Raw genomic sequence first — 23,698 nt, 5'->3', positions numbered from 1 at the left:
CGGCATCAGGAGGCTTTAACGTTTTAAGAAAAAGAGGTTCCGCCGGTGGCGGAGGCCACTGAAAAACGGGCAGAGTGGACGGAATCGTTCTGTAGAAGCGTAAGCGTTCGCCTTTGTCCCGGGATTTTGACCGCTATAAGCGGTTGAAATTGAGAAAATCCGGGGACAACAGCGATCGGAAGAACGATCCGACCATGCAGCCTAACTTTTTCAGTGGCCTCTCATGGAGCCAGGTTCTTTTTTTGCCGGGCAGCCGGAGAACAATTTAGTTTAAGCAGCAGCGAAATTCGGCAGCCTTGAAGCGTGGACGACGGAAGGGCACTTCGGCGAAAATAAATAACTTTACATACTACCCGATCGATTGTAGAGTGGAAAGAAAAATTTGTCATTTCCGCATCTTGTCGTGAGGAGGAGTTCAAGTGGCCAGAGCCGGGGTCAGAGCCGTACCGATTACGAACACCGTATTTCCCATTTTGTTCGCCATCAGCATCGTACATTTATTGAATGATACGATGCAATCGACGATTTCCGCTTTATTTCCTATCTTGAAGAATACGCTGTCGCTGTCCTATTCCCAGATCGGACTTATTGCCTTTGCCATGAACATGACGGCGTCGTTTCTGCAGCCGATCGTCGGCTTGTATGCGGACGTGCGCCCCCGACCGTATATTTTACCGATAGGCGTGTGCTTCACGCTGGTCGGTATTGTCTCGCTTTCCCTTGCACCGAGCTTCGCGGTCATTCTGCTGTCGGTCATCGCGATGGGCGTAGGCTCGGCGATCTTTCACCCGGAGTCATCCCGCGTCGCTTATTTGGCTGCCGGAGGGCAGAGAGGGCTGGCGCAATCGATCTTCCAGGTGGGCGGCAATATCGGCAGCTCGCTAGGACCGATCATGACCGCGCTGATTTTTGCCAGCTACGGCCAGTTCAGCGTCATTTGGTTCTCGTTCGCCGCGGTAGCGGGCATCGTGATCCAAACCTTCGTAGCCCGCTGGTACGGCAGCCAGCCTGTGATGCCGCGCTCCTCCGGCAGGGCGAAATCCGCTGAAGGCCCGACGACAGGACTGTCACGCAATCAAGTCGCTGCTGCAGTCGTCATTCTGGTATTTCTGGTTTTCTCCAAGCATGTGTACATGTCCAGCATCACAAGCTATTATTCCTTTTATTTAATCGAGGATTACGGAGTGACGGTTGAGCATGCGCAGCTGTTCCTGTTTGCTTTTCTAGCAGCCTCGGCTGCCGGTACGTTCTTCGGGGGGCCGCTTGCGGACCGGTACGGACGGCGCAATATTATTTGGCTGTCCATACTCGGGACCGCGCCCTTTTCCATTCTGCTGCCCTATGCAAGCCTGTTCTGGTCGGGGGTGCTTGTCGTGTGCGCCGGTTTCGTCTTGTCTTCTGCTTTCTCGATCATCGTAGTTTACGCACAAGAGCTGCTGCCAGGCAAGGTTGGGCTGGTGTCGGGGTTATTCTTCGGTCTGGCCTTCGGTTTGGGCGGGCTCGGCTCCGCCGTACTGGGTTCGATTGCGGACGCGACCAGCATAGCCTTTATTATGAAAATGTGCGCGTTCTTGCCGCTGCTCGGCATTTTGGCAGTGCTGCTGCCCAAGGATGACCTGGTGCGCGGCTAAGCGCTACTTTAGGCATTATATACGACGCCGGTGTTTCCTTCGGGAGGCACAGGCATTTTTTTTGTTATGTCCCTCCATGCATATGGTTCCATTTGAAGTATAACGATCCTGCCCCTTGGGAAAACCATAAAATCATGAACAAACGGGCATTCCTGGAAGATTGGACATATTGACTTAGACTAAGTATAAGTTTAGAATGAGTATAAAACGAGAAGCCAGGCAAATCTGCCTCGGAGCGTGCGGTATCGTTGTGGAGGCGCGTAAGCAATCGCCCCCCCCAAGCTTTTTTGAAGGAACCGTTAGGAATGACGATCCACATGCTAGCAGGCAGGTTCACTGAATTTCGGAACAGATGGACGGAGGCTAGAGCCATGAGCAGAAAAGGACAGCTGACACCGCAGCGTAAAGCGATATATGAAATTGTTATGGAAAGCACCGATCACCCGACCGCGGCGGATATAATCGAACGGTTGAATAAGCGCGGCCACCAATTTGCGTATGCGACGACCTACAATTCGCTGCGCTATTTGACTGATGAAGGGCTGATCCGGGAGCTGAAGCTGGATTGCGATGCGAGCCGCTACGATGCGCGTACGGAGGATCACCAGCACATTATGTGCAGCGTGTGCGGCCGGGTGGACGAAGTGTTCACGAGTGTACCGGAGGAATGGTCTGCGCGGGTGGGACAAGAGACCGGCTACCGCGTGGAAGAAGAGCATATTTTATTGAAAGGGGTGTGTCCGGCATGCAGCAGCCAATGATCGGGGATTACTGTGAAACGACCCATACGATTGTTATCATCAGCCCGTTTCCGCATACGCTTCAGGAGCTTGTTGCTCCATTGACTGCCAAATGCTATGACGTGCTTGTGTTTCATCATTTGGATGAGCAAGCGCTCGGCAAGCTGCCGATTGATTTGCTGATCCTCGATCAAACGAGGGAAATCAATGCCCCGGTGCCTCAACCTGCGGTAGCCGGTGTCTCGACGGTACTGCTGGTCGACGGGGAAGCGGAACATGGTGAAGGCAAGGATTCGGCAGACGTATTTCCTTGGCCTGCGGCGTCGGTGGAACCGGTGCTTGAGCGGATTCACGAGCTGCTTCAGGAGGGAGGCCGGGGGATTATCGCCTCTGCGGAGCAGGTGCGCCTGAAGGATTTGTACGTCGATTTTAAAAGAATGTCGGTCTATCTGGGCTCAGCCCGGATTGACGTTACGAAGACGGAATTTGATTTGTTGAAGGCGCTGCTGGATACGAGAGGCTCCGTGCTGTCGCGTCAGGAATTGATGGACCGGGTGTGGGGAGATCAATATTTTGGCGGCAGCAATACGGTGGATGTGCACGTCAAAAGCTTGCGGCAAAAGCTTAAGGATAATCCGAAGCTGCCGAAATATATCGAGACCGTGCGCGGCGTCGGTTACCGGCTGGCGGATTGATTCCGAGGGCAGCCATCCGGCCTTTATTTGATAAAAACCCGATCCTCTTCATTTGGAGGAAGACCGGGTTTTTGTCGTTGTTACGCAATCCATCATATCGCTTCAACACTGCAGGCCCCGCACCCCCTTGACCGAAGGACGCTGATTTGCCGGATGACGCCGCAGTCTATTCTTGTGAAGTACTGCGGGGGCGGCCGCCGAAGCGGGCGCTGCTGACGGAGGCCCTTTCTTTCAGCGGCTTAGAACGTGTAAGCATCATATTTCATCGTATTCATGAGGCTGTCCCACACGTCGGCGCTTTCGCCGCCGGTGTACCAATAAGCAAATCCGGCTACATGGCTGCTCAGCCCTGCCCGGTATTTCAGCGCAAGCGAGCGGCTGTCCTCGAGCCATATCATATGCGGCACATTGTTCAGCTCATACCCCGCCATGTATTGTCCGGTTGTCCCGTCCCATCGCGGAACAGCGTTCATCTCGGAGACGAGCTGATGCTGCTCGCGGATTGTCAGCTCTGTACTGGAGGTGCCGAGCATATCGGACGTCCAATCCCGGGTATAGAACGGAAGCGCCGCGATGACCTTGGCTGCGGGGACCGAGGACAGCAGCTTGCCGATGCCCTGCGTTACCCAAGGCAGCGAGGAGACCGAGCCGGGGATATCATCGCCGGCCCAATGCTCATCGTAAGCCATCAGCACGACATAATCTGCACTCTGGCCGAGGGCGGCGTAATCGAAAGCCTCGGTCCAATCCGTTCCGGCATCCGGCGATATGTTCACCGACAATACTTTGTTATGAGCGTGCAGCTCCTGGGCCAGGCTTGCCATAAATGAGGTGAATCCCTGCCTGTCTGCCGGGGCGACGTTCTCAAAATCGATGTTAAGCCCGTCCAGATTGTACTTTTGGGCTGCTTCCGACAGCTTTCCGATGACGGAGGCCGTCAAGGCAGCATCCGACAGCACTTGATGCGTCCATTCCATATCCGAATGGTTGCCGACCATGGCCCAGATGCGTTTGTTGTTCTGCCCTGCCCACGTGACGAGTGCGGGATCGGCTGCATCCTGGACGACGAGATTTTTATCCAGAAAAAACCACCTCGGTGAAAGGGTGTTGATACTGGAGCTGAGGACCTGCTGCTCGAACTGCTCATCCGTCTCGTTATACTGCCAGCCCAGCTGGATGCGGGACGAAGGCGAAGCAAGAAGCGCGTCCGACCAGCGCGGTACGGTAAAGAGCTTGTCCATCACGACGGCCGTTTCCTGCCGGGTCATCGAGTCGTTCGGGCGGAAACCTTGCTGATCGCCTTCCATCAACCCCATTTGATAGATTTGATTGATATAGGGAACAGCCCAGCCGGCGGTCTGCAGCGAGTCCGCAAAGGGAGTGCTCACCGAGGAGCCGGCGTTCATCGCCGAGCTCTGCTTCAATGCTTTGACCAGCAGTTCCGCCGCTTCCTGCCGGGTCATCCGTTCATTCGGGGCAAAATGCTCGGAGCTGATCCCATCGGCAATGCCTAGTTCGACGCCAGCCTGGATCCATCCGTAGAACCAGGTTCCCTTCGGGACGTCAGTAAAGGCGGGGACTCCGCTGTCTACCGGCTGCAAACGCAATGCACGGTCGAGAAGCGTGATGAACTCGGCCCGAGTGATGTGCTTGTCGGGTTCAAAGGTCCGGGGAGCGGTGCCGTCAATCCCGTTCCGGTTATATAAATCCAGTATTTGTTCCCTCGCATAGCTTTGGGAAATATCGTCAAAGGGAAGCGCCGAATCCGCTTTGGCGGTGACAGCCAGAGTTGAAACGGATGCCAGCAAGACGATCAGGCATGCAAGCCATTTGCTCTTAGCTTGTTTAAGTTTATTCATAGCAGCAGATATACCTTTCCGTACTTCGGATAATGGGATGAAATGAATCTATCTTTTGTTCCATGATTATAGTTCCGTTACGTTAATCCTTGATTAATTTCGATGAAAAGGGAAGAGGGAAATGATGGGAGTCGGGATGGGAAGGAGGCACGGCTTTATGACAAGGGGAGCATGTGCGGCTCTATTATGGCATTCAAAAAAAAGACCGCGACTCACATTGTCGCGGTCTTATCTTTAAAAACTAGGGTACCCGCAGCAGCTGCCTTTGGGGCCCTATTCTTTCGGGTAAATCGATATGTGGCTGTGCTTTTCTTATTGTGCCGCCGCGGTCACCTGCACCTGATAGGCTGTCGCCGACTGCGGAGGCGTACCGAGCATGACCCTGCTCTTGTCCGTGTAGGTCCCGGTAATGACGGCCGGACCCGGCTTCAGCTTCATGCTGCCGGTTAGCAGCACGACATCGCCGTTCAGCAGGACGGTGGCCGTCGCACCCTCTACGGCGGTAATGCTGCACTGGAACCGAACGGCGGCGCCCAGCTTCTGCTTAGGCAGGTCGGTCAAGAGGATGTCGGCCAGCTCCGCCTTCACCTTGGTGAAGACATACTGCCCGTTCTGGTATTCGTAGGTCGCCTTCTGTCCGGCCGCGGCTCCCCGTTCCTCGAGCGGGTTGTCGATAAGCAGCACGCCGGGCTTCTCCTGGGTGAAGCCGTCCGCTTCGACATCGAGCAGCTTGCGCAGGTCGGCACCGTCCGCCTCGTAGGCAATATAACGGGCCTTGCGGCTTGCCGAGGCCGTCTCCACGAGCAGGACCGGCAGCTTGCGCTGGCTAAGCGAGTCGGAGAACTGCAGCGATTTGACGGTCACCTTGCGGTCGACCGGAATGTCGGTTTTGCTAATGCTCTGGTTTGCCCCGAGCTGCGCCCACACGATCGTTTGATTGTCCGAGATGCCCGCAGCGGAATAGGCAGCTGCGCCCGAGGCGCTCTTCGCACTGATCACATTGGTGAACTTGGCGTTCCCGTCACCGGCCGCTTTGCGCAGCAGCTGGACGGGGTCGGATTCCAGACGGCGCTGCTGAAGCGCCTGGATTTCCTTGTCCGTGTTTTTGTACGCGCCAAGCGCTGTATACAGCTCAACCGCCTCATCGAATTTCCGCGCGGCAGCCAGCTGCTCAGCGCGGGCAAATTGACTGCGCATCGTCGCTTGAATATAGCCGCTGGCCTTGGATTTGGCGTCCGCCAGCTCCTTATTCCCCAAGTACAGCTGCGCATTGGCGATGAATGCCGCAAGATCGTTTTTCTTCAGCTGTGCAGCCAGCGTATTTTGCACATACGTATCCAGCAGGGGCAGCACCCAGTCCGCCTGCACCTCGTTCGTGCTGTAAAACTTCCGGATAGCCGCCGTTTCGGCGAGCACCTGCTCGAACGGCTTATTTTTGAACAGCGTATCGAGGCGGGCTTGATCGTACGCCTTCAGCTTGGCGGCCAGCTCCTGCTTCTTCGTCCGTTCGTCCTTGTAAAAGACTGCGGGGATTTGCGTCAGATACGAGACCGCCGTGTCGTTATCGAACGATTTTTTGGCTATGGCTGTGTCCAGGCTCTTCATCAGCTCCTCCTTGGCGTCCGTGAACGCCTCGGTCAGCCTCGTTCCCACGGGATAGGCGCTCTCGGTCTCCGCCAGCAGCTTGCGCTCCGCTTCCTCCTTGCCGGCATACTGCTTCTGCAGCGCCTGATAGCTCTCGTATGTCTTCGTTAGCGTTGGCACATCGTGTACCTGGGCGGCGGCGTTTACGTTCTCCAGCATGGAGCGCATGGTGCGCTTGAGCTCGGTTACGGGGCGCAGCTCTTCGAGGGCGGCGGCAATCTCCCGGTTTTTATAATCGAAGCCGGTAATTTGCTCCGCTTGACGGTACCAGTCCTCCGCTTCCAGCACGCGTCCCGCCTCCTGCTCCGCCGAAGCCTTGGCATAGTAGTCCATCTTCTGCCACGTTGTGTAAGCCTTGTAGGCGGCAAGCGCAAGCATGAGGGCCAGCAGCAGCAGAGCGGCGTCCCTTGCCCTTTGGGAACGGACATACATGGACTTACTCATCCGCTTCTCCTCCTGCGGCAGCGCTTGTCTGAAATGCAGGCTCCGCGCCGTATTTCCGCTTCACGGTCTCCGTCACCTTCCCATAGAGAAGGAGGTAGTCCGACGGACTTTCCTGAATGAGGCGATACAGCCGAAGCAGCCGGTCCTTCGGGAATTGGTCGACGAAATCGGCGATCAGCTCCTCGTATTGAACGACATAGGCTTTTACACGCAGCGCCGAGCCGGCGACCAAAGCCATGATCTCCCGCCCGTCGGGCAAAGCCTCGATCAGTACCCGGTTCTTTACCACATAATTCAATGTCTCCCGGCCGACGAGCTGAGGGCTCACCTTGCACACCTCGGTCAAATAGCGGATGAAATCTTTGTCGAATGCCTCCGGGATGACCGTCGAAAGCTCCAGATCCATATCGCTGCGAAGAATAAAATGATTGAGGCACATCAGCTTCAGCACCTTCACTTGATTCCCTGTAATCAGGTAACCGATTTCCCGCAGCTTCTCATAGGCCGATTTGTAATCGTCGGTCTTCAGATCATTCGCCGCATCGTCAATATCGAGCAGCAGCCCTTCGCGGATCGCTTGATTTTCATACAGCAGCAGCTGATACAGTGCTTTACGATGCATAGCTTCGGCGTAGCGTCCGTTCAACAGCACATAGCCGACAAGCAGTCCGATCCCGGCCAGCAGGGCCAGCGCCATTTCCATGAAGGTTCCCGCGATGGCGAACGCGCCAAGACTGATCGAGCCGAGGATCAACCCGTCCCGGATGGCATTTCGTCTGTGAATGGAAGCGGTCAGCTCCTTCAGCGGGACGAACTTGCCCTCGGCGCCGCATTTCAGGCAGCGGTCGCCCCACAGAACCGAATAGCTGCTGCAACCTTTGCAGTGCTTCAAACGTTCAAATGCATGTCGCGTGCGCAGGCTTTTGCGGAATTGTACGGCAATTTTATCGGTCATGGCGGTCACCCTGATTCAATAGTTTCATAAAATCGGCGTCTATAGCCTCGGATTTCAGCTCCGATTTGGTATTTGAATGAAAGCTGTACCAGCGGCTAAGCACAAACACGGCGGCAATGGCAATACCAATGATTGTCAGCATAGGATTCTCCTAATTTTAGATTAGCTTAGTGGAATTTTCATATTTAACAAGTTAAGATGGATTAGTAGACATAAAATACAGTTTTCCCCCATTTTCTGCCATGTGGGTATAATGCGGTCGCTCATCTTCGGGTGGCCTCGATGCGGGTTTTCTCACATCTTACCACAGATTATACGTCGAAGGCCGGGATCGGATTCGATACTTGGAGGAAACGTGCCCCTACAAAAAGGCTAGCGGGGAACAGGCCGGTTTGTCAACAGAACACAAGCTTACAAAGGATCCGGCCCTTGTCGAAACGTCCCGTTAGTGCCCAGACTTTTTGCAGCGCGGCAAACTTAACGTCTATTACTCATCAAGCCCTGGAGGAATTAACGTAATGAACAATCCCAATAAAATAACCGTCCTGCGCGTGCTCTCTGCGCTCTTCCTGCTGCTGCTCGCCTGCAGCCCGCTGGCCTCATCCGCCCAAGCGGCGGCCGATACGGACACAAAGATCGATGCAGTCCTGTCCGTAGACGTCAGTACATCCATGAACGAAAGCGACGTCAACAAGGTGAGCTTTGAGGCGATGAAAATGTTCGTCGACATGGCTTCGGTGCAAGGAGACAAGATCGGCGTCGTTGCCTACACGGATCAGGTGCTGCGGGAGAAAGCGCTGCTGAAGATGAACAGCGTGCAGGATAAGAAGGACCTCAAGGCATTTATCGATCAGCTGACACGAGGGCCTTACACCGATGTGGGAGTAGGGGTCGGCGAGGCGGTGAAGGTGCTCGATTCCGGCGCGGAGCAGGGGCACGTTCCCCTGATCGTCCTGCTCACCGACGGCAACAACTCGCTCGCGCCGGGCAAGACGCAGGAGCAGTCGGACAAGGAGCTGAACGCTGCCGTCCAGAAGGCCAAGGACAAAGGCATTCCGATCTACACGATCGGGCTGAATGCCGACGGGCAGCTGAACAAGGCGGTGATCGAGAAAATCGCCAAGGATACGAACGCCAAAAGCTTCGTAACCAGCTCGGCTGACGATTTGCCGCAAATTTTGAGCGAGATTTATGCAAGCCACTTGAAGCTGAAGGTGGTACCGTTGACCGGCTTTACGGCGAACGGCCAATTTCAAGACGTAACGGTCCAGATTCCGAATTCGAGCGTGCTGGAAGCAAACATCTCGATCATGTCGAGCAAGCCCGTCGAGGTGAAGCTTCTCAATCCGGCCGGTCAGGAGCAGACGATTCCGTCCGACAAGCTGATCTATTCGGCCTCGAATGCGTACTCGCTGCTGAAAATTTTGAACCCCGCACAAGGGGATTGGAAGCTCAAAATCAAAGGGGTTCCGAAAGAAAAAATAAATATTAATTTAATTTATAACTACGATGTGCAGGTGTCGATGCAGGTTTCGTCGTCTAATTCCTATAAGCCCGGAGATTCGGTATCCGTCAAAGCGTCTCTTCAGTCGAACGGACAAAACGTGACCGATGCGGAGCTGTACAAAAATGCGAAGTCCACCTTGATCGTAACCGACTTGGATACGAAGAAAACGCAGGAGCTGCCGTTAACGACGTCCGTTCAAGGGATTGAAGGCTCCATGAAGGTGGCGGAGGCTCATGAGTATGAGCTGAAAGTCAAAGTTGAGAATACGAACTTTGTTCGCGAATCGGCACCGGCCAAAATTTCGGCCAAGGGCTCGCAAGGCTCCGCTCCGGCACAGACGCAGACGGAAGGGAATCCCCCGGGAGAGAAGGTCAACTGGGTGGCCAGAGGCTCGTGGATTGCCGGCATCGTCGTGCTGATTGCTGCTGCGCTGTTCGCATGGAGTGCTTGGAAGCGGGCGAACAAAGGATTTTTCGGGCAAATGGTCATCGAGATCAAGGACGAGGATACCGGAGACCGGACCCCGCCTCAATACCGGAAGCTGAATGCCTTCAAGGGCAAGTGCCAGCTCCATCAGCTGCTCCAGCTTGCGCCGGAATTTGCCGAAACGAAACAAATCGTGTTGAAACCTGGTGCGGGTGATACCGTACTCCTCTATAACGAATCCGGCTGCGTCATTGAGAAGGGCGGCCGCGTGTTCGACGCCTCGAAGGGCAAAGAGCTGAAAAATAACGACCGCATCAAGATTACGCTGCAAAACGTAAATAAATCCATCACGCTGGAATATATCAAATAAGCCACTCGATTTGGAGGAAGAGGCATGAAAGCAACAGTCAGAGAACATATACAGCAACTGGACGTATCGCTTGGCGGTGGCATCATCAGTGACAAAATCCGCGTCGACACGATCGACAATCCGATGCTGATCATCGGTTTGGGCGGAACGGGGATCGATGCGCTGCTTCGCCTGAAGTATCAAATCAACCGGCGGTTCAAGCTGCCGGAGGATGCGTTCTCGAAGAAAAAGAAGGAGAAGCCCGACAACGTCGAGTTTCTGGCTTTGGAGACGAATGAGCACGACCGCAATAAGAAATATAAAGGAATCGGGCTCGACCCTTTAACCGAGTTCGTGCTGCTGTCGAACGCCGAAATCGGCAGCGTGCTGCAAAACCGCAGCGTGCTGGAGCCCTACATCAAGGAATGGCTGTCGCCCGAGCTGACGATTACCGACGGGATCAACGGCGCCTCCGGGGTCCGGCAAGCAGGCCGGCTGCTGCTATTCACCAAGATCGTTCAGGTCGTACAGACAATCGAACGGAAGATCAAGACGCTGTCCGTCGGCACCAACAAGAAGCTGATGGTGTTCCTGCTGACCGGCTTGTCCGGTGGTACAGGCAGCGGCTGCTTCCTCGATATCGCGTATATCGTACGCGGCATTATCGAGCGCGACTACGGCTCCGCCGGCGTCGACAAGGTGAACCTGCTCGGCTATTTGTTCACGCCGGACGTGAATCTCGCGAACAAAAGCTTGACCGAGCATTCGCGCGAATATATCAAGAAGAACGGCTATGCAGCGCTGAAGGAGCTCGACTACTGGATGAATGTGGACGAGCGCAGCGAGCGGTTCAAGCAGCAATACGCCAGCATTTTGAATGTGAATTCGCCAATGCCGCCGTTCAATCTGGCTCATTTGATCTCGGCGACGAACCTCGAAGGCAAGCTGCTGGAGAACGCGTATGACTACTGCATGAACGTTACGGCCGAGAACATTACGAACTTCATGGCAAGCGAAGACAAGCATTCCGGCGAGGAATTTGCGATCCACGACTATATCAGCAACATCCGCACGAACATCAACCAGATGCCGAAGGCTTATGCGGCCAACTACCAGTACAACATTCTGGGCGCATCGTCTGCAGTACTCCCGATCGAGGAAATGACGACGTATCTGGCGTTCAAGGTGTTCCAGCGCATGGAGAAAATGTTCCACGCGGGCCCGTCGCAGGAGGACGTGGAGAAGCTGTCCCATAAGCTTGGCATTGACCCGGATTCCATCCACCGCGAATTCAACGCCCGGGTGCCGGAGCCCCTCTCGGGCTATCAGAACAGCGAGCGTCTCAGCTATACGAACGTTGTGAAGCAGCAGGTCGTCAACATCGACACCGAGCTGGAGCAGAGCTTCCTGTCCCGCGCGCGCGAGGAATACATCAAGTCCCGCAGACAGCTGCCAGGGCAGATCAAGGAGCTGTTCTCCGAGCAGGTGACCAAAATTTTCCGTAACCCCGAGCAGGGGCCGTTTTATGTGTCGCGGATAATTTTGCAGGATAAAGGATTCTGTCTGCTTAAGCTCATCTCTTCTTACATCGAATCGTTGAAGGAGAGTATCGTTCGCATTCCGCGCGACATCGAATCGGCCGAGGAAAGCTCTCTGCAGAAGATGACGGAGGCGAGAAGCGCGTTCATCTCGAAGGACAAGAAGAAGGACGCGTACATCGAAGCCAAAATTCAAGAATATTTGCTGCATGCCGACCGCGAACGGATGGAGCAAATGGTAGAGTTTTACGAGGATTTGTATAACCTGATCAATCAGGAAAACTCCCGTATTTATCAGGTGTTTACGGAGCTCTTGAACGAGCTGAACAAAATATTCGAGAAAAACGGCGACATCCTGACCAACGGTGAGGAAGAAGTCGATCATAAAGGAAACCGTACCTATTATTGGAACGTCGTCAGCGTGCCGGACATCGCGAAGCTGATCGGTCAAGTAACCGATGAGAAGAACGTCAATGACTTGATCCGCGACTTTACGAACGAGCTGCTGAACAAGTCGAACCAGTGGATCAAGGAGCAGGAGGTCGATGTCATCAGCTCGATTTCGGAGTTTCTGACCGACCATTTCGGCGATCTGATCACGAAGTCGATGGAGGAGTATTTGATCATCAAGTACGGCCAGGACGATTCGATTGAGAAGCTGGTCGAGAAGACGATCGCAAGCCGCCTGCACGAAGAAGCGAAGCCGGTGTTCCATTTGAGCAACAGCTCCGGCCATTTTAATTTCCCTTCGTGGGGCTTCGTATCCGTGCCGGTCAAGGCGCCGAACATTTTCAAAGGCATCCGCAATTTCCAGGATCATGCGATCGCTAACTCGCGGTTTACGATCAAGGAGAGCGAGGTGAAGAACCGGATTTTCTGGCTGAATACGCAGAACGGGATTCCGCTGTTCCTGTATACGCCGTTGAAGGTGTATGAGACGAGCTACGAGAACACGATTCTCGAGCCGGAAGGCATCGGACGCCATCTGGTGCAGACGGATAAGGTGAACTGGACGTACCTGCCGTCCCCGATCCCGGAGAAATCGTGGGGCGATACGTACGATAACGGACGCGTCAAAAAGTTCAACGCCGAGGTCCGGGCGCTTTTCGACAAGCTTATGGGCTATAAGGCGATTCGGGTCAAAGGTGACGACAGCGGTACGATTAACCGGTACGAATGCGTATTTACGAAGCCGTTCGAGCTGAACGTGTTCCTGGCTTCCTACAACCTGCTGCTTCAAACGGGGCAGAAGCCGAATCTCGGCGAGCTGCAGCGCTGCGTGAACGAGCTGAAAGCGATGATAGAGCAGGGGCTACCGGTTGAGAGTGTGAAGGATATTTTTGGCAGCGTAAGCAAAGAGTTGGCCAAGGAAAACTTGATTCGCTCGCCGGAGCTGCTGAGACGCATGAAGGATGAAGCGGTAAAATATGAAGCAATAACTCGCAAAATCGCCGAGCTGGAGCAGGTGCTGCACGCTCATAAGGATGAAGAGAAGCTGATGCAGCTGTTCATCGATGCGATGTATACGGGCACAATCAGCAAAAAAGGCGCGCTTTACGTCTACGATCACGATGCGGAGGAAGATCCATGGGATGCCTTCGTCAACCTGATGCAGGTGAACAAGTTCGTGGAATTCCGGATTTACAGCCAAATCCGCGATTTGGATGAGAAGAAGCGCAGCCTGCTTGAGCGCAAAGCCGCCAAACGGAGCCAGCAGCTGACGGCATCCGCGGATATCAGCGGGCTGGTAGCCACGCTGCAGCAAATGGCGGAATCGTACGGCGAGGCGAAGTCGGCGCTCGACTATGACCGGGTGGAGTACGAGAACGGGGAAGACATGTACCAGTTCTATAAGCTGGTATCAGGCAAAGTGAGCGACATGCTGCGGAGCTTGAAATAGGTTCCGTTCCGAGAAGAAGGGGGTGCAGGGAAGCATGAGGGAAGCATTGCTCTCCTTTGCAAATGAATACGCCGCGGAGAAGGAAAGCAATGGGCTGGATGCGGATGAGCTGCGGAGCATCAACCATCCGCTCGTGTTCCTGTTCCTTGGCGATCAAGCGGACGAAGCTTTGAGACAGGTTTTCGAGCTGAACCGCAAAAGGTGGAACAACAGCGCAGGTGTTGTCTATCTTCAGGTCGGCACGAGGCCGGCGATGCCGGGCGATAGCGGAACTGACGGCAGCGGTACGGACAACGGAGTCTATTTTTGGCCGCTGGAGGGGACGAACGGAGAGAAGAAGACGGTTCGTGCGGAGCTGTATAAGCAGTTTTACGGCAATGAGTCGAAGCTGCTGGAGCTGAACGTCATTTTACGCCGGATGAATAACCGGATCTCTGCGTTCGGACGAAGCTATTCGAATATGCAGCGGTTGAACATTGCTGTCGTCACGGAGGCGGATGACCCGGCCAGCGTGCTCGTTCCCGAGCTGACGGTGCTGATGAGGTCGATCTTCGGGGAGCATTTCCGCTCCGTTCAGATGGATTTATACACGCTGCTGCAGGAGAAGCAGGTAGGGGAGAGCTTCGCTCTCTCCTCTTCGTTTGGCGTCAGCTTTTTACGCGAGGTGGATCAGTGCCAGAGCCGGGACTACACCTTCCGCGAGCTGCTGCAGGTGACCGGGGAGGGCATACGGCTTCCGGCTCAGCACGGGCCTGCGCCGCTGTTCGACATGGTCTATTTGTTCAGCGATAAGGATGAGCGGGGGATTTTTGCCGAGAGCGGGATGCAGGGTACCTATGAGATGATCTGCAGTCTCAATCTGCTCAAAAACCGCAAGGTGCCGGGCGAGCTTGATCCGCAGCACGGGGCCTACAACAATCAGCAGTTCAGGCAAAATATGACGCCGCCGGATGCGGACGGCAGATGCTATGTCTCAGCGGGCTACTCGAGGGTACAGCGGCCGAATCAGGCGATTGCGTTGACCGTCCTGTATCACGTTTACCGCAAGGCGCTTCACCGGCTGCAGGAGAACAGCGCCGGCCTGGATACCCGGGAACGCTTGGAGCTGCTGGAGCTGGAGCCGCACCGGTCGGACGACCGGATCCGCTCGCTGATGGCCGAGCACAGCCAGGCGCTGGACGGGATGTACGGGCTGTTGTACCACAACGTGAGCGCATCTGAACTGCGAGGCATGACGCTGCGTCAAGCGGAGGCTGCTTTGTATGGCGGTAACGCCCAGACGTTTTTTGAGACGAATGTGGTACGGCGCGTGGAAGCGGGCTTCGCTCTTCATGATGGTGCCAAGTCCTTGGCGCGCCTGTTCACGGAGCGTGTCCTTGCGGAGCCGAAGTACGGCTTCTTCAGCGGGGCGGCGTGGACGGATGAGCGGGAGTCCGGCAGCATACCGGCGGCGCTGCGGGAGCAGCTGAGGGAAACAACGATGCTGCTGGCGCAAGGCAAGGCGGAGCTCGAGCAGAAGTATGCGGAAGGCGTCGAGCTTCAGGGTAAGGACCGGCGGTCCTTATGGAGCCGGTTGACCCAGCAGCTGCCGGTCAAAGAAATCGTGCGGCGGGTGCTCGATGACATTTACGGGCTGAAACTCGAATTACTGGCGCTGCACATGAAGCAGCAATTGCTGGAGCTGTACCTGAATACGCTCGAAGGGCTGCATGCCCGGATGAAGCAGCTTGAAGGGCGGGCGCAGCAGCTCGAACGGACGCTTCACGAGGCGAGCCGCAGCAGCATTCATCAGTCCCACAGGAGCGATTATTTGGGCCGCAACATTAACGAGTATTACGGCCATGTGGTGGATATTGTTGTGAAAGAGCTGGAAGAACGCCGCGGCGCGTCCTATTTTTGCAACGAACGCAGCTTGGGCAACGTCTCTATATTGTTGGAGCAGGGAGAGGACAAGGTTGTGCAGCGGCTGGTGGAGCTGTGCCGCAAGGACGTGTTCGTCCATCCGCTGTTTGATCAGACATTTGAAGGCGAGCTGCTGGAGCGCGCTAATGTGGCCGCGAGCTACGATAACCGCGATGTGCTGTCCAAGGAGGATTTGTACCGCGACTTGTACGCGACGCTGGAGAACGAGGCGGCGATTCGCGCCGATGTCTACCGTTCGACCCACCGGCACCGGTACGAGGAAAAATATTTGTTCGGCGACTATCACAGCGAATTCGTTCAATATGCTTATGCGGTGGATCATGGAAGCCGCACGTATAAGCTGGGCTGTGTTCATGAGCGAAAGCCGAGCGGCATCGAAAAGCTGAATTTGATGGGCGGCTTCCGGATCGAGGACTTGATGTATTACCGGAACGGAAAGCTTTATTACGATACCTATGTGGAGAACGGCTTTGTTTTCCATGGCAAGCCATAAAGGAACAGGCGGAAAGAAGGGGAGACGGTGAAGCAGCGCAAATGGAACGGGCTGTTAACGATTGGGAGTCTCATTGGAGGATTTGTCGGCTTTCTCATCGGGGAATGGGTGCTGGATCAATGGGAGGGCAGGCTGCACGAGACGCTGCTGATCGGCATTTATTTCGGACAGCTTGCACTTATGGTCGGGCTGGGCTGCCTGATTGCCGAGATCATATCGCCCAAGCTGAACGGACACAACTGGAGGCTCCGCTATGCTGGCGACGGCTGGAAGCTGCTCGTACCGGGGACGCTGGTGCTGCTGTTCGTAGGGGGCCTGTTGTGCCAGTTCATATACGGGTTTACCTTGGCGAAAAAAGAGAAGCCGCAGGACTACGTGCTGCTGCTTGATATGTCCGAAAGCATGAAGGAGACGGACCCAGGCAAGCTGAGCAATCAAGCGGCCCAATCGTTAATCCGGCGGATGGACGCTTCGACGAGGGTCGGACTCTATACGTTCAACGAGGAGCCGAAGCTGATTTTCCCGCTGACAAAGCTGGATCGTGCCGGCGTGAAGGAGGAGCTTGCGGCGAAGACCGCGGCGATCCCCGCGCCGTACGGGCAAACCGATATCGGCAGGGTGCTGACGACGGTAATGGATAACCTGAAGCAGCAGGGGGAGCTTCGTGCGGGAACGACCGTGATTCTGATCTCGGACGGTATCAGTCAAATGGATACCTCGCAGGTGCTTGCGCCTTATGTCCAGAATGGCGTGAAGGTGCATACGGTAGGCATCCTCGGCACCTCGGACCCGAAGGGAAATGCGCTGCTTCAGCGCATCGCGGAAGGAACCGGGGGCCGATTCTACGACGTACAGACGGCTGACCGGATTACGGGAGCGTTCGATCAGATTTACACGAACAAGAAGCCGAATCATTTGCTTAACGAACGGACGGGGGATGCGGCTTCCGACGGATACCACGGCTGGCTGCGCGTTGTGCTGATGCTGCTGATCGGTACTTTGCTTGGCTTGTCGCTAGGCATCGTGTTCGACAACCGGTATTTGGCGCGAAGCTTCGCCATTGGCGGTACAGTGGCAGGTCTGCTGGCCGGGTGGATCCTGGAAGCGGGGCTGCCGGGAGCGAGCTATCCTTCCATATACCGCGCTTTGGCTGACTTGACGCTGGCGGCGGTGCTATCGTTCTCTACACTTGCGATAGCGGTACAGCACGATTCGAGCGCAGCGGCTGGAAGCGGACTGCGCAGCGGAAGCCGCAAGTCGCTCACCGGCCGTGACGATAACCGATCGGACGGCCGCGGCGAAGGTCCGGTCGGCAAACGGTTCCGTTCTTAGAAAGAACGGTGAATAAGCGGGTGGCAGCGGGACAGGCTCACCGGCGGGGATTCCCCGAGAGAACGGGCGGAACGGGAGGCGGTTAAGCATTGCAGTGGGAAGCATTGAGTGATCCGTATCGTATCACGAAAGCCGGAAGCCAGGTGCAGGAGGGCGAGGTCATCCTGACCTGGCAGTGGCCGAAGGATATCGATTACGTCTATGTATACAGCTTTACCGAGGGGGAGGAGCTTCCCCCTGCGCAATTGGACCCGCGGCAGCTGAAGCTGTTTACGCGGGAGGAATACAAGACCAAGGCCGGCTACCGGGAAAAGGTCGATTACATCGGGGTTCGCGGCTACCGGATTTTTCCCTGCCTCCGGCAGAGCGGAGGCCTGACGGCGCTCCGGCAAACGGACGACGACAACCGGATCCGCGTTAACGGCGGCAGGGCCAAAATCCGCTGGTCCGTCAAGTACGGCAGCAAGCTGTTCAGCAAATACAAGACAGCGCGTATTCAGCTGTTCTGCGAAATTCCGGTGCCGCAGGATACGCTCTGCTACGTCAAGAAGGAGGGCGGGAGTCCGACAGGCAAGGACGACGGCATCGCCTATCCTTTCATGGGCGATTTCTCTGTGGGACGTACCGTATTGCCGGAGATCGAGATCGGAAAGCACGATGTGATCCGGGTATTTTTGGCGGACAGCGAACGGGACCGGGAGCTGTTCGAGCTTTTGTATGAATAAGCGGAAAGGAGCATCAACCATGCTGGGAAATTTGAGAAACTGGTTCGGCAAAAAAGCGCCGGTCAAAGAAAAACCGCCGTATTACAGTATCGTCTGCCCGTTTTGCTTCAGCAAATTCGAGCCGGAGGAAGTCGTATTCCGTGCAAGCCACGTCAAGGATCACGACGACGAATTCATGCTGCAGGAAGACGGCAGGCTGAACGAATGGCGCCGCAAGTTCAATTTGTCACAGGTTGATATGGAAGCGGTCATTGAGCCGTATACGATACCTGATGAGAATAAATTGTATTCGCAAAACGTGCTGATCGGGGTGACCGACCGTTACGGGGAAACGACCCGGCGCCGGCTGTGCCCGAGCTGCCACAACGAGCTGCCGATCTCGGCGGGGAAGGTGCCGAGCAACATCATTTCGATCGTCGGCGCCTCCCAGGTGGGCAAGTCCGTCTACATGACGTCCTTGATCCATACGCTGCAGCATACGACGGCATCGAATTTCAATGCGGCCTGCATGCCGCTAAGTGCCGAAATCAGCCGAAAGTTCCGGCAAAATTACCACGAGCCCATTTTTGAGCGGGGCAGCATGCTCCAGTCGACGAATCCGAATGAGCAGCAGGAGCCGTTTATTTTTCAATTCGTGTTCAAGGACCCGGAGCAGGCGCCGCTGACCCTCGTCTTTTTCGATGTGGCCGGTGAGGGTATGGTGGAGCGGGACTACCTGGATATTTATGCATCGCATATCAAAAATTCGTCCGGCATTCTGTTTCTCGTCGACCCGCTGCAAATCCGCAGCATCCGGGACCGGATCCATATTAAGCTCGGCGAGGAGGAGGGCGAGTTCGCCAACCGCTATGATGAGCCGCGCGAGGTCGTCATCTCGCTATTCGAGAATTTCATCGCCCACCAGCACAACAGCAAGACGAATATTCCGACGGCGATCGTTTTGACCAAAAGCGACATGCTGCAGTATTTGAAGGAGGAGGATGGCGAGTACATTCAGCCGAACAGCAATGTATTCCGGAATGTCGTCCATAAGGGCTTCCTCAATCAGACCGAGTTTGAAAATATTAACGGCGAGATCAGCCGCTTCATCGAAAAGGTCGACCGTCCGTTCAAGGACGCGGTCGATGTATATTTTACCAACACCGCTTACTTTGCCGTGTCTGCGCTGGGCACGAACCCGGTGAACCGGCAGGTGACGGGCGTCATCAGCCCGACCCGTGTCGATGAGCCGTTCATCTGGCTGCTGCAGCAGCTCGATTACGTAGACAGGAGAGAGGCGCCGTGATGATGCAGAAGAAAGTGCAGCAGCAGTATTTTACCCGCGACCGGGAAGGGGTTTTCCGCACCAGCGAAGGGTTCGATACCGTTGCGAAGTCACCGTCGCTCGATCCTACGTTTATTAAATCGGTGCTGCATCCTTACTGCGTATACAAAGCGCCCCAGGAGCTGTTGACACGGGGAGAAACGAACGAAGCACTGTTCCCGGAATCATTCCTCGTGTTTCATGCCGATAACGGGGAGCTGGTGATCGGCCGCAGCATTTACATAGGTGCCGACTTCACCGGGCAGCGCAGTGCGTCCTTCACGCACCAATACGTTGTTCCGAAGGACGGTAAGGAGCCTTTCGTGCGGGAGCCGAACCGCTTGTTCCGGATTCGGGGCTTCCAGAGCAGCTACGATATCCGGGAGGGCAAGTCCCTTCCCGAGCTGGACGCCGTGGATTACGATCCAGGCTACGAGGAAGCGGACCAGGAAAAGCTGCTTGCCGAGCTCGGCATCGATGCCCAACTGTTCCAGCAGCTCGTCTATGCGGTGATGTCTTCCGTCACGAACAAAAGGAAAGTGTACATCGCGCTGGATACCGATATTTCTGCAAGCGCGGCGAAGGCAAAAGCGCTGCTCGAGGTCATCTACCGCTGCATTCCTTATGCGATTCGCAGGCTGCTTGGTTTTATGACCTTCAACAGCGAGCCGGAGAGCAAGCATAACGTGCATGTCGTGTTCGTGGAAAAAGGCAGCCTGCGCCTGCCGGACCGGCGTATTGATAAGGACTACATCTTCGATTTCCCTAACAAGCGGTTTCTGAATACGGAGCTGCCGGCGAGCGAGTGTGTTTATTTTGAAACCGTGTGGAACTGGCGCCAGGATCAGGAGCAGCTGCGACAGCTCTTCGATTTCTTTGAGCTGGCGCTGGCCGGTCTTGGGGGACAGGTGGCCCAGGCCGTTGCTGTCTACTGCCAGCTAGCTGAGCTGTATGCGATAGAGCAGGGGGACGAGGCCCTGTACGAGGCGAATCGGACCGGTACGATGCAGGGGATATTGACCTACCTGACTGCGGAAACCGCGGAGCGGAAAGAGCGCCTCAAGGATTTGTTCATCCGCTTGCTCCGCAAGGAGGCATCGGACGGCGGCGGTCAGCCAGCGGCGGATTATGTGGGCTCTCTGCTCGACTACTACGCATTTGCCGGGCAAGGGGAGAAGGCACTGCTTATTCAATGCTTCGTCGTCTTTATTCATCGGGCAAGCTCTATTAAGGGAGAAGGCATGGAGCGGTCGGTCGCCATTTATGATCAGCTCATTCAGCGGGACAGCGTCTTTGGTCTCGTGATGAAGGCGCTGCATAAGCAGTCCGCCCCAACCGCCGAGCAGTACATCGTGTACCGGATGAATAAGGTAAGCTCCGTCGAAGGGCTCCAGAAGGAAACTGATTTTTGGCTGACGCATGCGGGCGAGCTGGTGCTCGTTCGGTTTTTCAGCAATGAAGTGCTGAAGAAAATCAAGCTATTGCTCCAGGCCAGGGATGCCCAGAAGCGGATTGAGCTTATCAGCACCCTGTTCCGTTATTTTGACCAAGTGCCGGACCGTTACGGCAAAAGGGAGTATGACGACTTTATCGGACAGCTGAAGCTGGAGATCCAGCTGGAGCTGTTAGGGGAGCTGGAGCTGAATCAGCTTCGTTACGAGGATGCCATACGGCTGCGCTTTATGGTGGATCCCATCGACCCCGAGCTGCTTCAGAACATGAATAAAAGCAGCAGGCAGTCTCTCATCCTGCTCGGGATTCTGTACCGGATGCTGACGTTGGAACCTGGCGAGGAGGCCGAAGCGCTGGAGGCGTTCCAAAGCCTTGGACCCATGGAGCTGGACAAGGTGCAGGAGACGCTGCAGCGTCTGCTCGCAGACCGGCTGGACGCCGGCAGGTTCCGGGCGTTAACCTATGCGTTCTATCAACCGGATGCTGACCCGGATCGCGGTTATGCTGCCTCGGTATACAACTATGACCGGATGCTCGAGTATATAGCAGCGAATACAGCAGGGACCGGGTTGATGTACGACTTTTTGCTGTGGTCGGCGGAGGATGACCGGTTCCTGGATGCCAAAGGGGACATGAATCCGAATTACCGCGCCGCAGTCGCCAAATATTTCGACCGCCATGATCCCGCAGCCTTCAGACAAAAGCCGGTCCGCGAGCAGCTTCTCGCGACAGGCAATGCTTCCTTCGCAGCGTTGTTCCAGACGATCAAGCTGAAGCAATCGCCGGCTTGGGTACGCCTTCTGGTCAAAAATAAGCGGAAGCTGATTCGCTCCGGCCTCATCGCGCTCCCGGTCTTCGTGCTGCTGCTCGTCGTGCTGTGGAACCCGATCGGCAATTGGCTCGCGAGCTTCGGGCCTCCGCCTGAGATCGCCGTGGAGGCACTGCCGGAGACGGCTACCGCGATGAATCTTGCCTTGAAGGCGGCCGTGAAGGGGGAAGCAGCGGAGACGGGCAAGGTCCAGCTGTTCCTGAACGGGAAATATATGGGCAACGGAGCCATGAACACGACAGTGATGCTGCATGACGGGGAGAACGTGTTCGAGTTCAAGGCGGTGAACCGCGGCGGGACCTCCTCAGAGGTGGTCACGAAGAAGGTAACCTATAATATGCCGGCTCCGGTGGTGAAGCATGGGGCGATCCCGGATACCTCCAAGACCGGCAGCGTGACGATTACCGCGACGGCTACGGATCCGAACGATCCGAGTCCCGCTATTTTCATCAATGGACAGCAGGTCGGTCAAGGCAGCGTGTCGTACGCTCTCGCTTTGGTTCCGGGGGACAATCCGGTGGAGATCAAGGCCGGCAACAAATATGGCAAATCAAGTGAGACCATTAAGAAAACGATCAAATATACGGCGGCGGTCAGTACGTCATCCACTTCGGTACCGAAGCGTTAATGGAAAAGACATTGTCTTCCAAATACTGGTTGATGACTTGCCGTAGGGATGATATCGTAGCAATCATATAGGAATTATTATATTCTACCGTTCCAACGGAGACTGGCTTATTTCAAGCGAAGCCGCTGGGAAACTGGCGGAGTGGACGGAATCGTTCTGTAGAAGCGTAAGCGATCGGAAGAATGATCCGTCCATGCAGCCGTAACTTTTTCAGTGGCCTCATTTCAAGCCGGTCTCTTTTTTATTCACTGTCGGCTCCGTTTCTGTGGCGGAGCCAGTTATTTTGCTGAGCTCGAATCCCCTACCTTGCGAATTTGGAAGCAGGGCAGGGGATTTTTTTGTCTAAGTTCTATATAAATTTCCCCATTTATCCACCGTTCTGTTTATAATGGATATATTCAATATTTTTCCTTGGCATTGCGCTTGAAATCCCTAATCTATGAGCTGGAGTGGTCGTGCAGATGAAAAAGATATTAATGACGTTTCCGCAAGGTAAATTCAAAGTTTTAACGATGAGCTACGACGATGGGAAGCACGCTGACCGCAGACTGGTCGAGCTTTTTAATAAGTACGGCATCAAAGGCACGTTTCATATCAATTACGGATTGATGGGAGATGCGGATCCGGGCCGAATCGCCAAAGAGGAAGTAGCGGAGCTGTATCGGGGACATGAAGTGTCTGCACATACGTTAACGCATCCGACGATCGCCAGATGCCCGAAGGAGCAGCTGATCCATGAGGTGATGGAGGACCGCAAAGGCTTGGAACAATTAGTCGGATATACCATACGCGGGATGTCCTATCCGAACGGCTCCTTTAACAAGCAAATTAAAGAGCTGCTGCCTTTTCTCGGAATTGAATACGCCCGAGTGACGGAAGGTACGGGAGGGTTCGGCATGCCGGACGATTGGATGGAATGGAAGCCGACCTGCCATCATAACCATAACTTGTTGAGTTTGGGCGAGGCATTCACCCAGCTGCACAAATCCCAATACTTGTACATGATGTATGTATGGGGCCATAGCTATGAGTTCGATAATGACAACAACTGGGAGCTCATCAGCCGGTTCTGCGAACAGGTGGGCGGAAACAACGATATTTGGTATGCCACCAACATCGAAATTGTAGATTACGTCAAAGCATTCCAGCAATTGAAATTTTCTGCTGCTGGCAGCTTTGTATACAACCCTTCCGCCCGGCCGGTGTGGATCCGAGTGGACGATGAAATCATTGAAATTACCGGAGGCGGACAAGTCCGGCTGGAAGCGTAAAGCGTAACAGCTTTGAAAGCTGTATGGACCTGGTTTTTATTTTGCGCCAATGGA

The 23,698-nt window shown here is 55.1% G+C and carries 15 protein-coding genes; 11 read left to right on the top strand and 4 right to left on the bottom strand.

Features of this window, described 5'->3' with window-relative positions; translation table 11 throughout:
- Window positions 1-419: 419 nt before the first annotated feature.
- From CF651_RS24505 to CF651_RS24495, 3 genes are all read left to right on the top strand, one after another.
- Window positions 420-1,631, top strand: a complete 1,212-nt coding sequence (locus CF651_RS24505; RefSeq protein WP_094017511.1) for an MFS transporter — start codon at window positions 420-422, stop codon at window positions 1,629-1,631.
- A 371-nt stretch (window positions 1,632-2,002) separates the two neighbouring features.
- Window positions 2,003-2,392, top strand: coding sequence for a Fur family transcriptional regulator (locus CF651_RS24500; RefSeq protein ID WP_094017510.1), 390 nt, complete (start codon window positions 2,003-2,005; stop codon window positions 2,390-2,392).
- Entirely contained in the window at window positions 2,377-3,066 is a 690-nt protein-coding gene (locus CF651_RS24495) for a winged helix-turn-helix transcriptional regulator (protein WP_094017509.1), read from the top strand. The genes CF651_RS24500 and CF651_RS24495 overlap by 16 nt, the downstream gene beginning before the upstream one ends.
- 239 nt (window positions 3,067-3,305) lie before the next feature.
- Here the strand turns inward: CF651_RS24495 and CF651_RS24490 are convergent, their stop codons facing one another.
- From CF651_RS24490 to CF651_RS32510, 4 genes are all read right to left on the bottom strand, one after another.
- On the bottom strand, window positions 3,306-4,925 hold the full coding sequence (locus CF651_RS24490; protein WP_094017508.1) for an S-layer homology domain-containing protein: 1,620 nt from the start codon (window positions 4,923-4,925) through the stop codon (window positions 3,306-3,308).
- 312 nt (window positions 4,926-5,237) lie between these two features.
- Window positions 5,238-7,013, bottom strand: a complete 1,776-nt coding sequence (locus CF651_RS24485) for a hypothetical protein (RefSeq protein ID WP_094017507.1) — start codon at window positions 7,011-7,013, stop codon at window positions 5,238-5,240.
- Window positions 7,006-7,968: a C1 domain-containing protein gene (locus tag CF651_RS24480; protein WP_094017506.1), complete on the bottom strand. Its 963-nt coding sequence runs from the start codon at window positions 7,966-7,968 to the stop codon at window positions 7,006-7,008. Before CF651_RS24480 ends, CF651_RS24485 begins: the two co-directional genes overlap by 8 nt.
- Window positions 7,958-8,110: a hypothetical protein gene (locus tag CF651_RS32510; RefSeq protein ID WP_179232972.1), complete on the bottom strand. Its 153-nt coding sequence runs from the start codon at window positions 8,108-8,110 to the stop codon at window positions 7,958-7,960. Before CF651_RS32510 ends, CF651_RS24480 begins: the two co-directional genes overlap by 11 nt.
- 376 nt (window positions 8,111-8,486) lie before the next feature.
- Between CF651_RS32510 and CF651_RS24475 the strand changes: the two genes are divergently transcribed.
- From CF651_RS24475 to CF651_RS24440, 8 genes are all read left to right on the top strand, one after another.
- The gene (locus CF651_RS24475; RefSeq protein ID WP_094017505.1) at window positions 8,487-10,271 is read left to right on the top strand and encodes a vWA domain-containing protein; all 1,785 of its coding nucleotides are present in this window, start codon (window positions 8,487-8,489) and stop codon (window positions 10,269-10,271) included.
- 24 nt (window positions 10,272-10,295) lie between these two features.
- Window positions 10,296-13,688 (top strand): tubulin-like doman-containing protein, encoded by a 3,393-nt coding sequence (locus CF651_RS24470; protein ID WP_094017504.1) that lies wholly within the window; start codon window positions 10,296-10,298, stop codon window positions 13,686-13,688.
- Window positions 13,689-13,722: 34 nt separating this feature from the next.
- A complete protein-coding gene (locus tag CF651_RS24465; protein ID WP_094017503.1) occupies window positions 13,723-16,104 on the top strand; it encodes a hypothetical protein in 2,382 nt (793 codons plus the stop codon).
- Window positions 16,105-16,131: 27 nt separating this feature from the next.
- Entirely contained in the window at window positions 16,132-17,436 is a 1,305-nt protein-coding gene (locus tag CF651_RS24460) for a vWA domain-containing protein (RefSeq protein ID WP_094017502.1), read from the top strand.
- Window positions 17,437-17,525: 89 nt separating this feature from the next.
- A complete protein-coding gene (locus CF651_RS24455; RefSeq protein ID WP_094017501.1) occupies window positions 17,526-18,161 on the top strand; it encodes a hypothetical protein in 636 nt (211 codons plus the stop codon).
- Between the two features lie 19 nt (window positions 18,162-18,180).
- Entirely contained in the window at window positions 18,181-19,446 is a 1,266-nt protein-coding gene (locus tag CF651_RS24450) for a TRAFAC clade GTPase domain-containing protein (protein ID WP_094017500.1), read from the top strand.
- Window positions 19,446-22,373 carry a GAP1-N2 domain-containing protein gene (locus CF651_RS24445; RefSeq protein WP_094017499.1) on the top strand — a complete coding sequence of 976 codons (2,928 nt, stop codon included), beginning with the start codon at window positions 19,446-19,448 and terminating at the stop codon, window positions 22,371-22,373. Before CF651_RS24450 ends, CF651_RS24445 begins: the two co-directional genes overlap by 1 nt.
- Before the next feature lie 461 nt (window positions 22,374-22,834).
- Window positions 22,835-23,644 carry a polysaccharide deacetylase family protein gene (locus CF651_RS24440; RefSeq protein ID WP_094017498.1) on the top strand — a complete coding sequence of 270 codons (810 nt, stop codon included), beginning with the start codon at window positions 22,835-22,837 and terminating at the stop codon, window positions 23,642-23,644.
- Window positions 23,645-23,698 lie beyond the last annotated feature (54 nt).

Origin of the sequence: Paenibacillus rigui (assembly GCF_002234615.1) — a bacterium.
Classification (GTDB): domain Bacteria; phylum Bacillota; class Bacilli; order Paenibacillales; family NBRC-103111; genus Paenibacillus_S; species Paenibacillus_S rigui.
This window is presented reverse-complemented; position numbering and strand designations above follow the sequence as displayed.

Excerpts from the sequence above, each read along its gene's own strand:
- CF651_RS24500 (WP_094017510.1), top strand. The coding sequence starts at position 2,003 with ATGAGCAGAAAAGGACAGCTGACACCGCAGCGTAAAGCGATATATGAA.
- CF651_RS24495 (WP_094017509.1), top strand. The coding sequence starts at position 2,377 with ATGCAGCAGCCAATGATCGGGGATTACTGTGAAACGACCCATACGATT.
- CF651_RS24490 (WP_094017508.1), bottom strand. The coding sequence starts at position 4,925 with ATGAATAAACTTAAACAAGCTAAGAGCAAATGGCTTGCATGCCTGATC.
- CF651_RS24485 (WP_094017507.1), bottom strand. The coding sequence starts at position 7,013 with ATGAGTAAGTCCATGTATGTCCGTTCCCAAAGGGCAAGGGACGCCGCT.
- CF651_RS24480 (WP_094017506.1), bottom strand. The coding sequence starts at position 7,968 with ATGACCGATAAAATTGCCGTACAATTCCGCAAAAGCCTGCGCACGCGA.
- CF651_RS32510 (WP_179232972.1), bottom strand. The coding sequence starts at position 8,110 with ATGCTGACAATCATTGGTATTGCCATTGCCGCCGTGTTTGTGCTTAGC.
- CF651_RS24475 (WP_094017505.1), top strand. The coding sequence starts at position 8,487 with ATGAACAATCCCAATAAAATAACCGTCCTGCGCGTGCTCTCTGCGCTC.
- CF651_RS24470 (WP_094017504.1), top strand. The coding sequence starts at position 10,296 with ATGAAAGCAACAGTCAGAGAACATATACAGCAACTGGACGTATCGCTT.
- CF651_RS24465 (WP_094017503.1), top strand. The coding sequence starts at position 13,723 with ATGAGGGAAGCATTGCTCTCCTTTGCAAATGAATACGCCGCGGAGAAG.
- CF651_RS24450 (WP_094017500.1), top strand. The coding sequence starts at position 18,181 with ATGCTGGGAAATTTGAGAAACTGGTTCGGCAAAAAAGCGCCGGTCAAA.
- CF651_RS24445 (WP_094017499.1), top strand. The coding sequence starts at position 19,446 with ATGATGCAGAAGAAAGTGCAGCAGCAGTATTTTACCCGCGACCGGGAA.
- CF651_RS24440 (WP_094017498.1), top strand. The coding sequence starts at position 22,835 with ATGAAAAAGATATTAATGACGTTTCCGCAAGGTAAATTCAAAGTTTTA.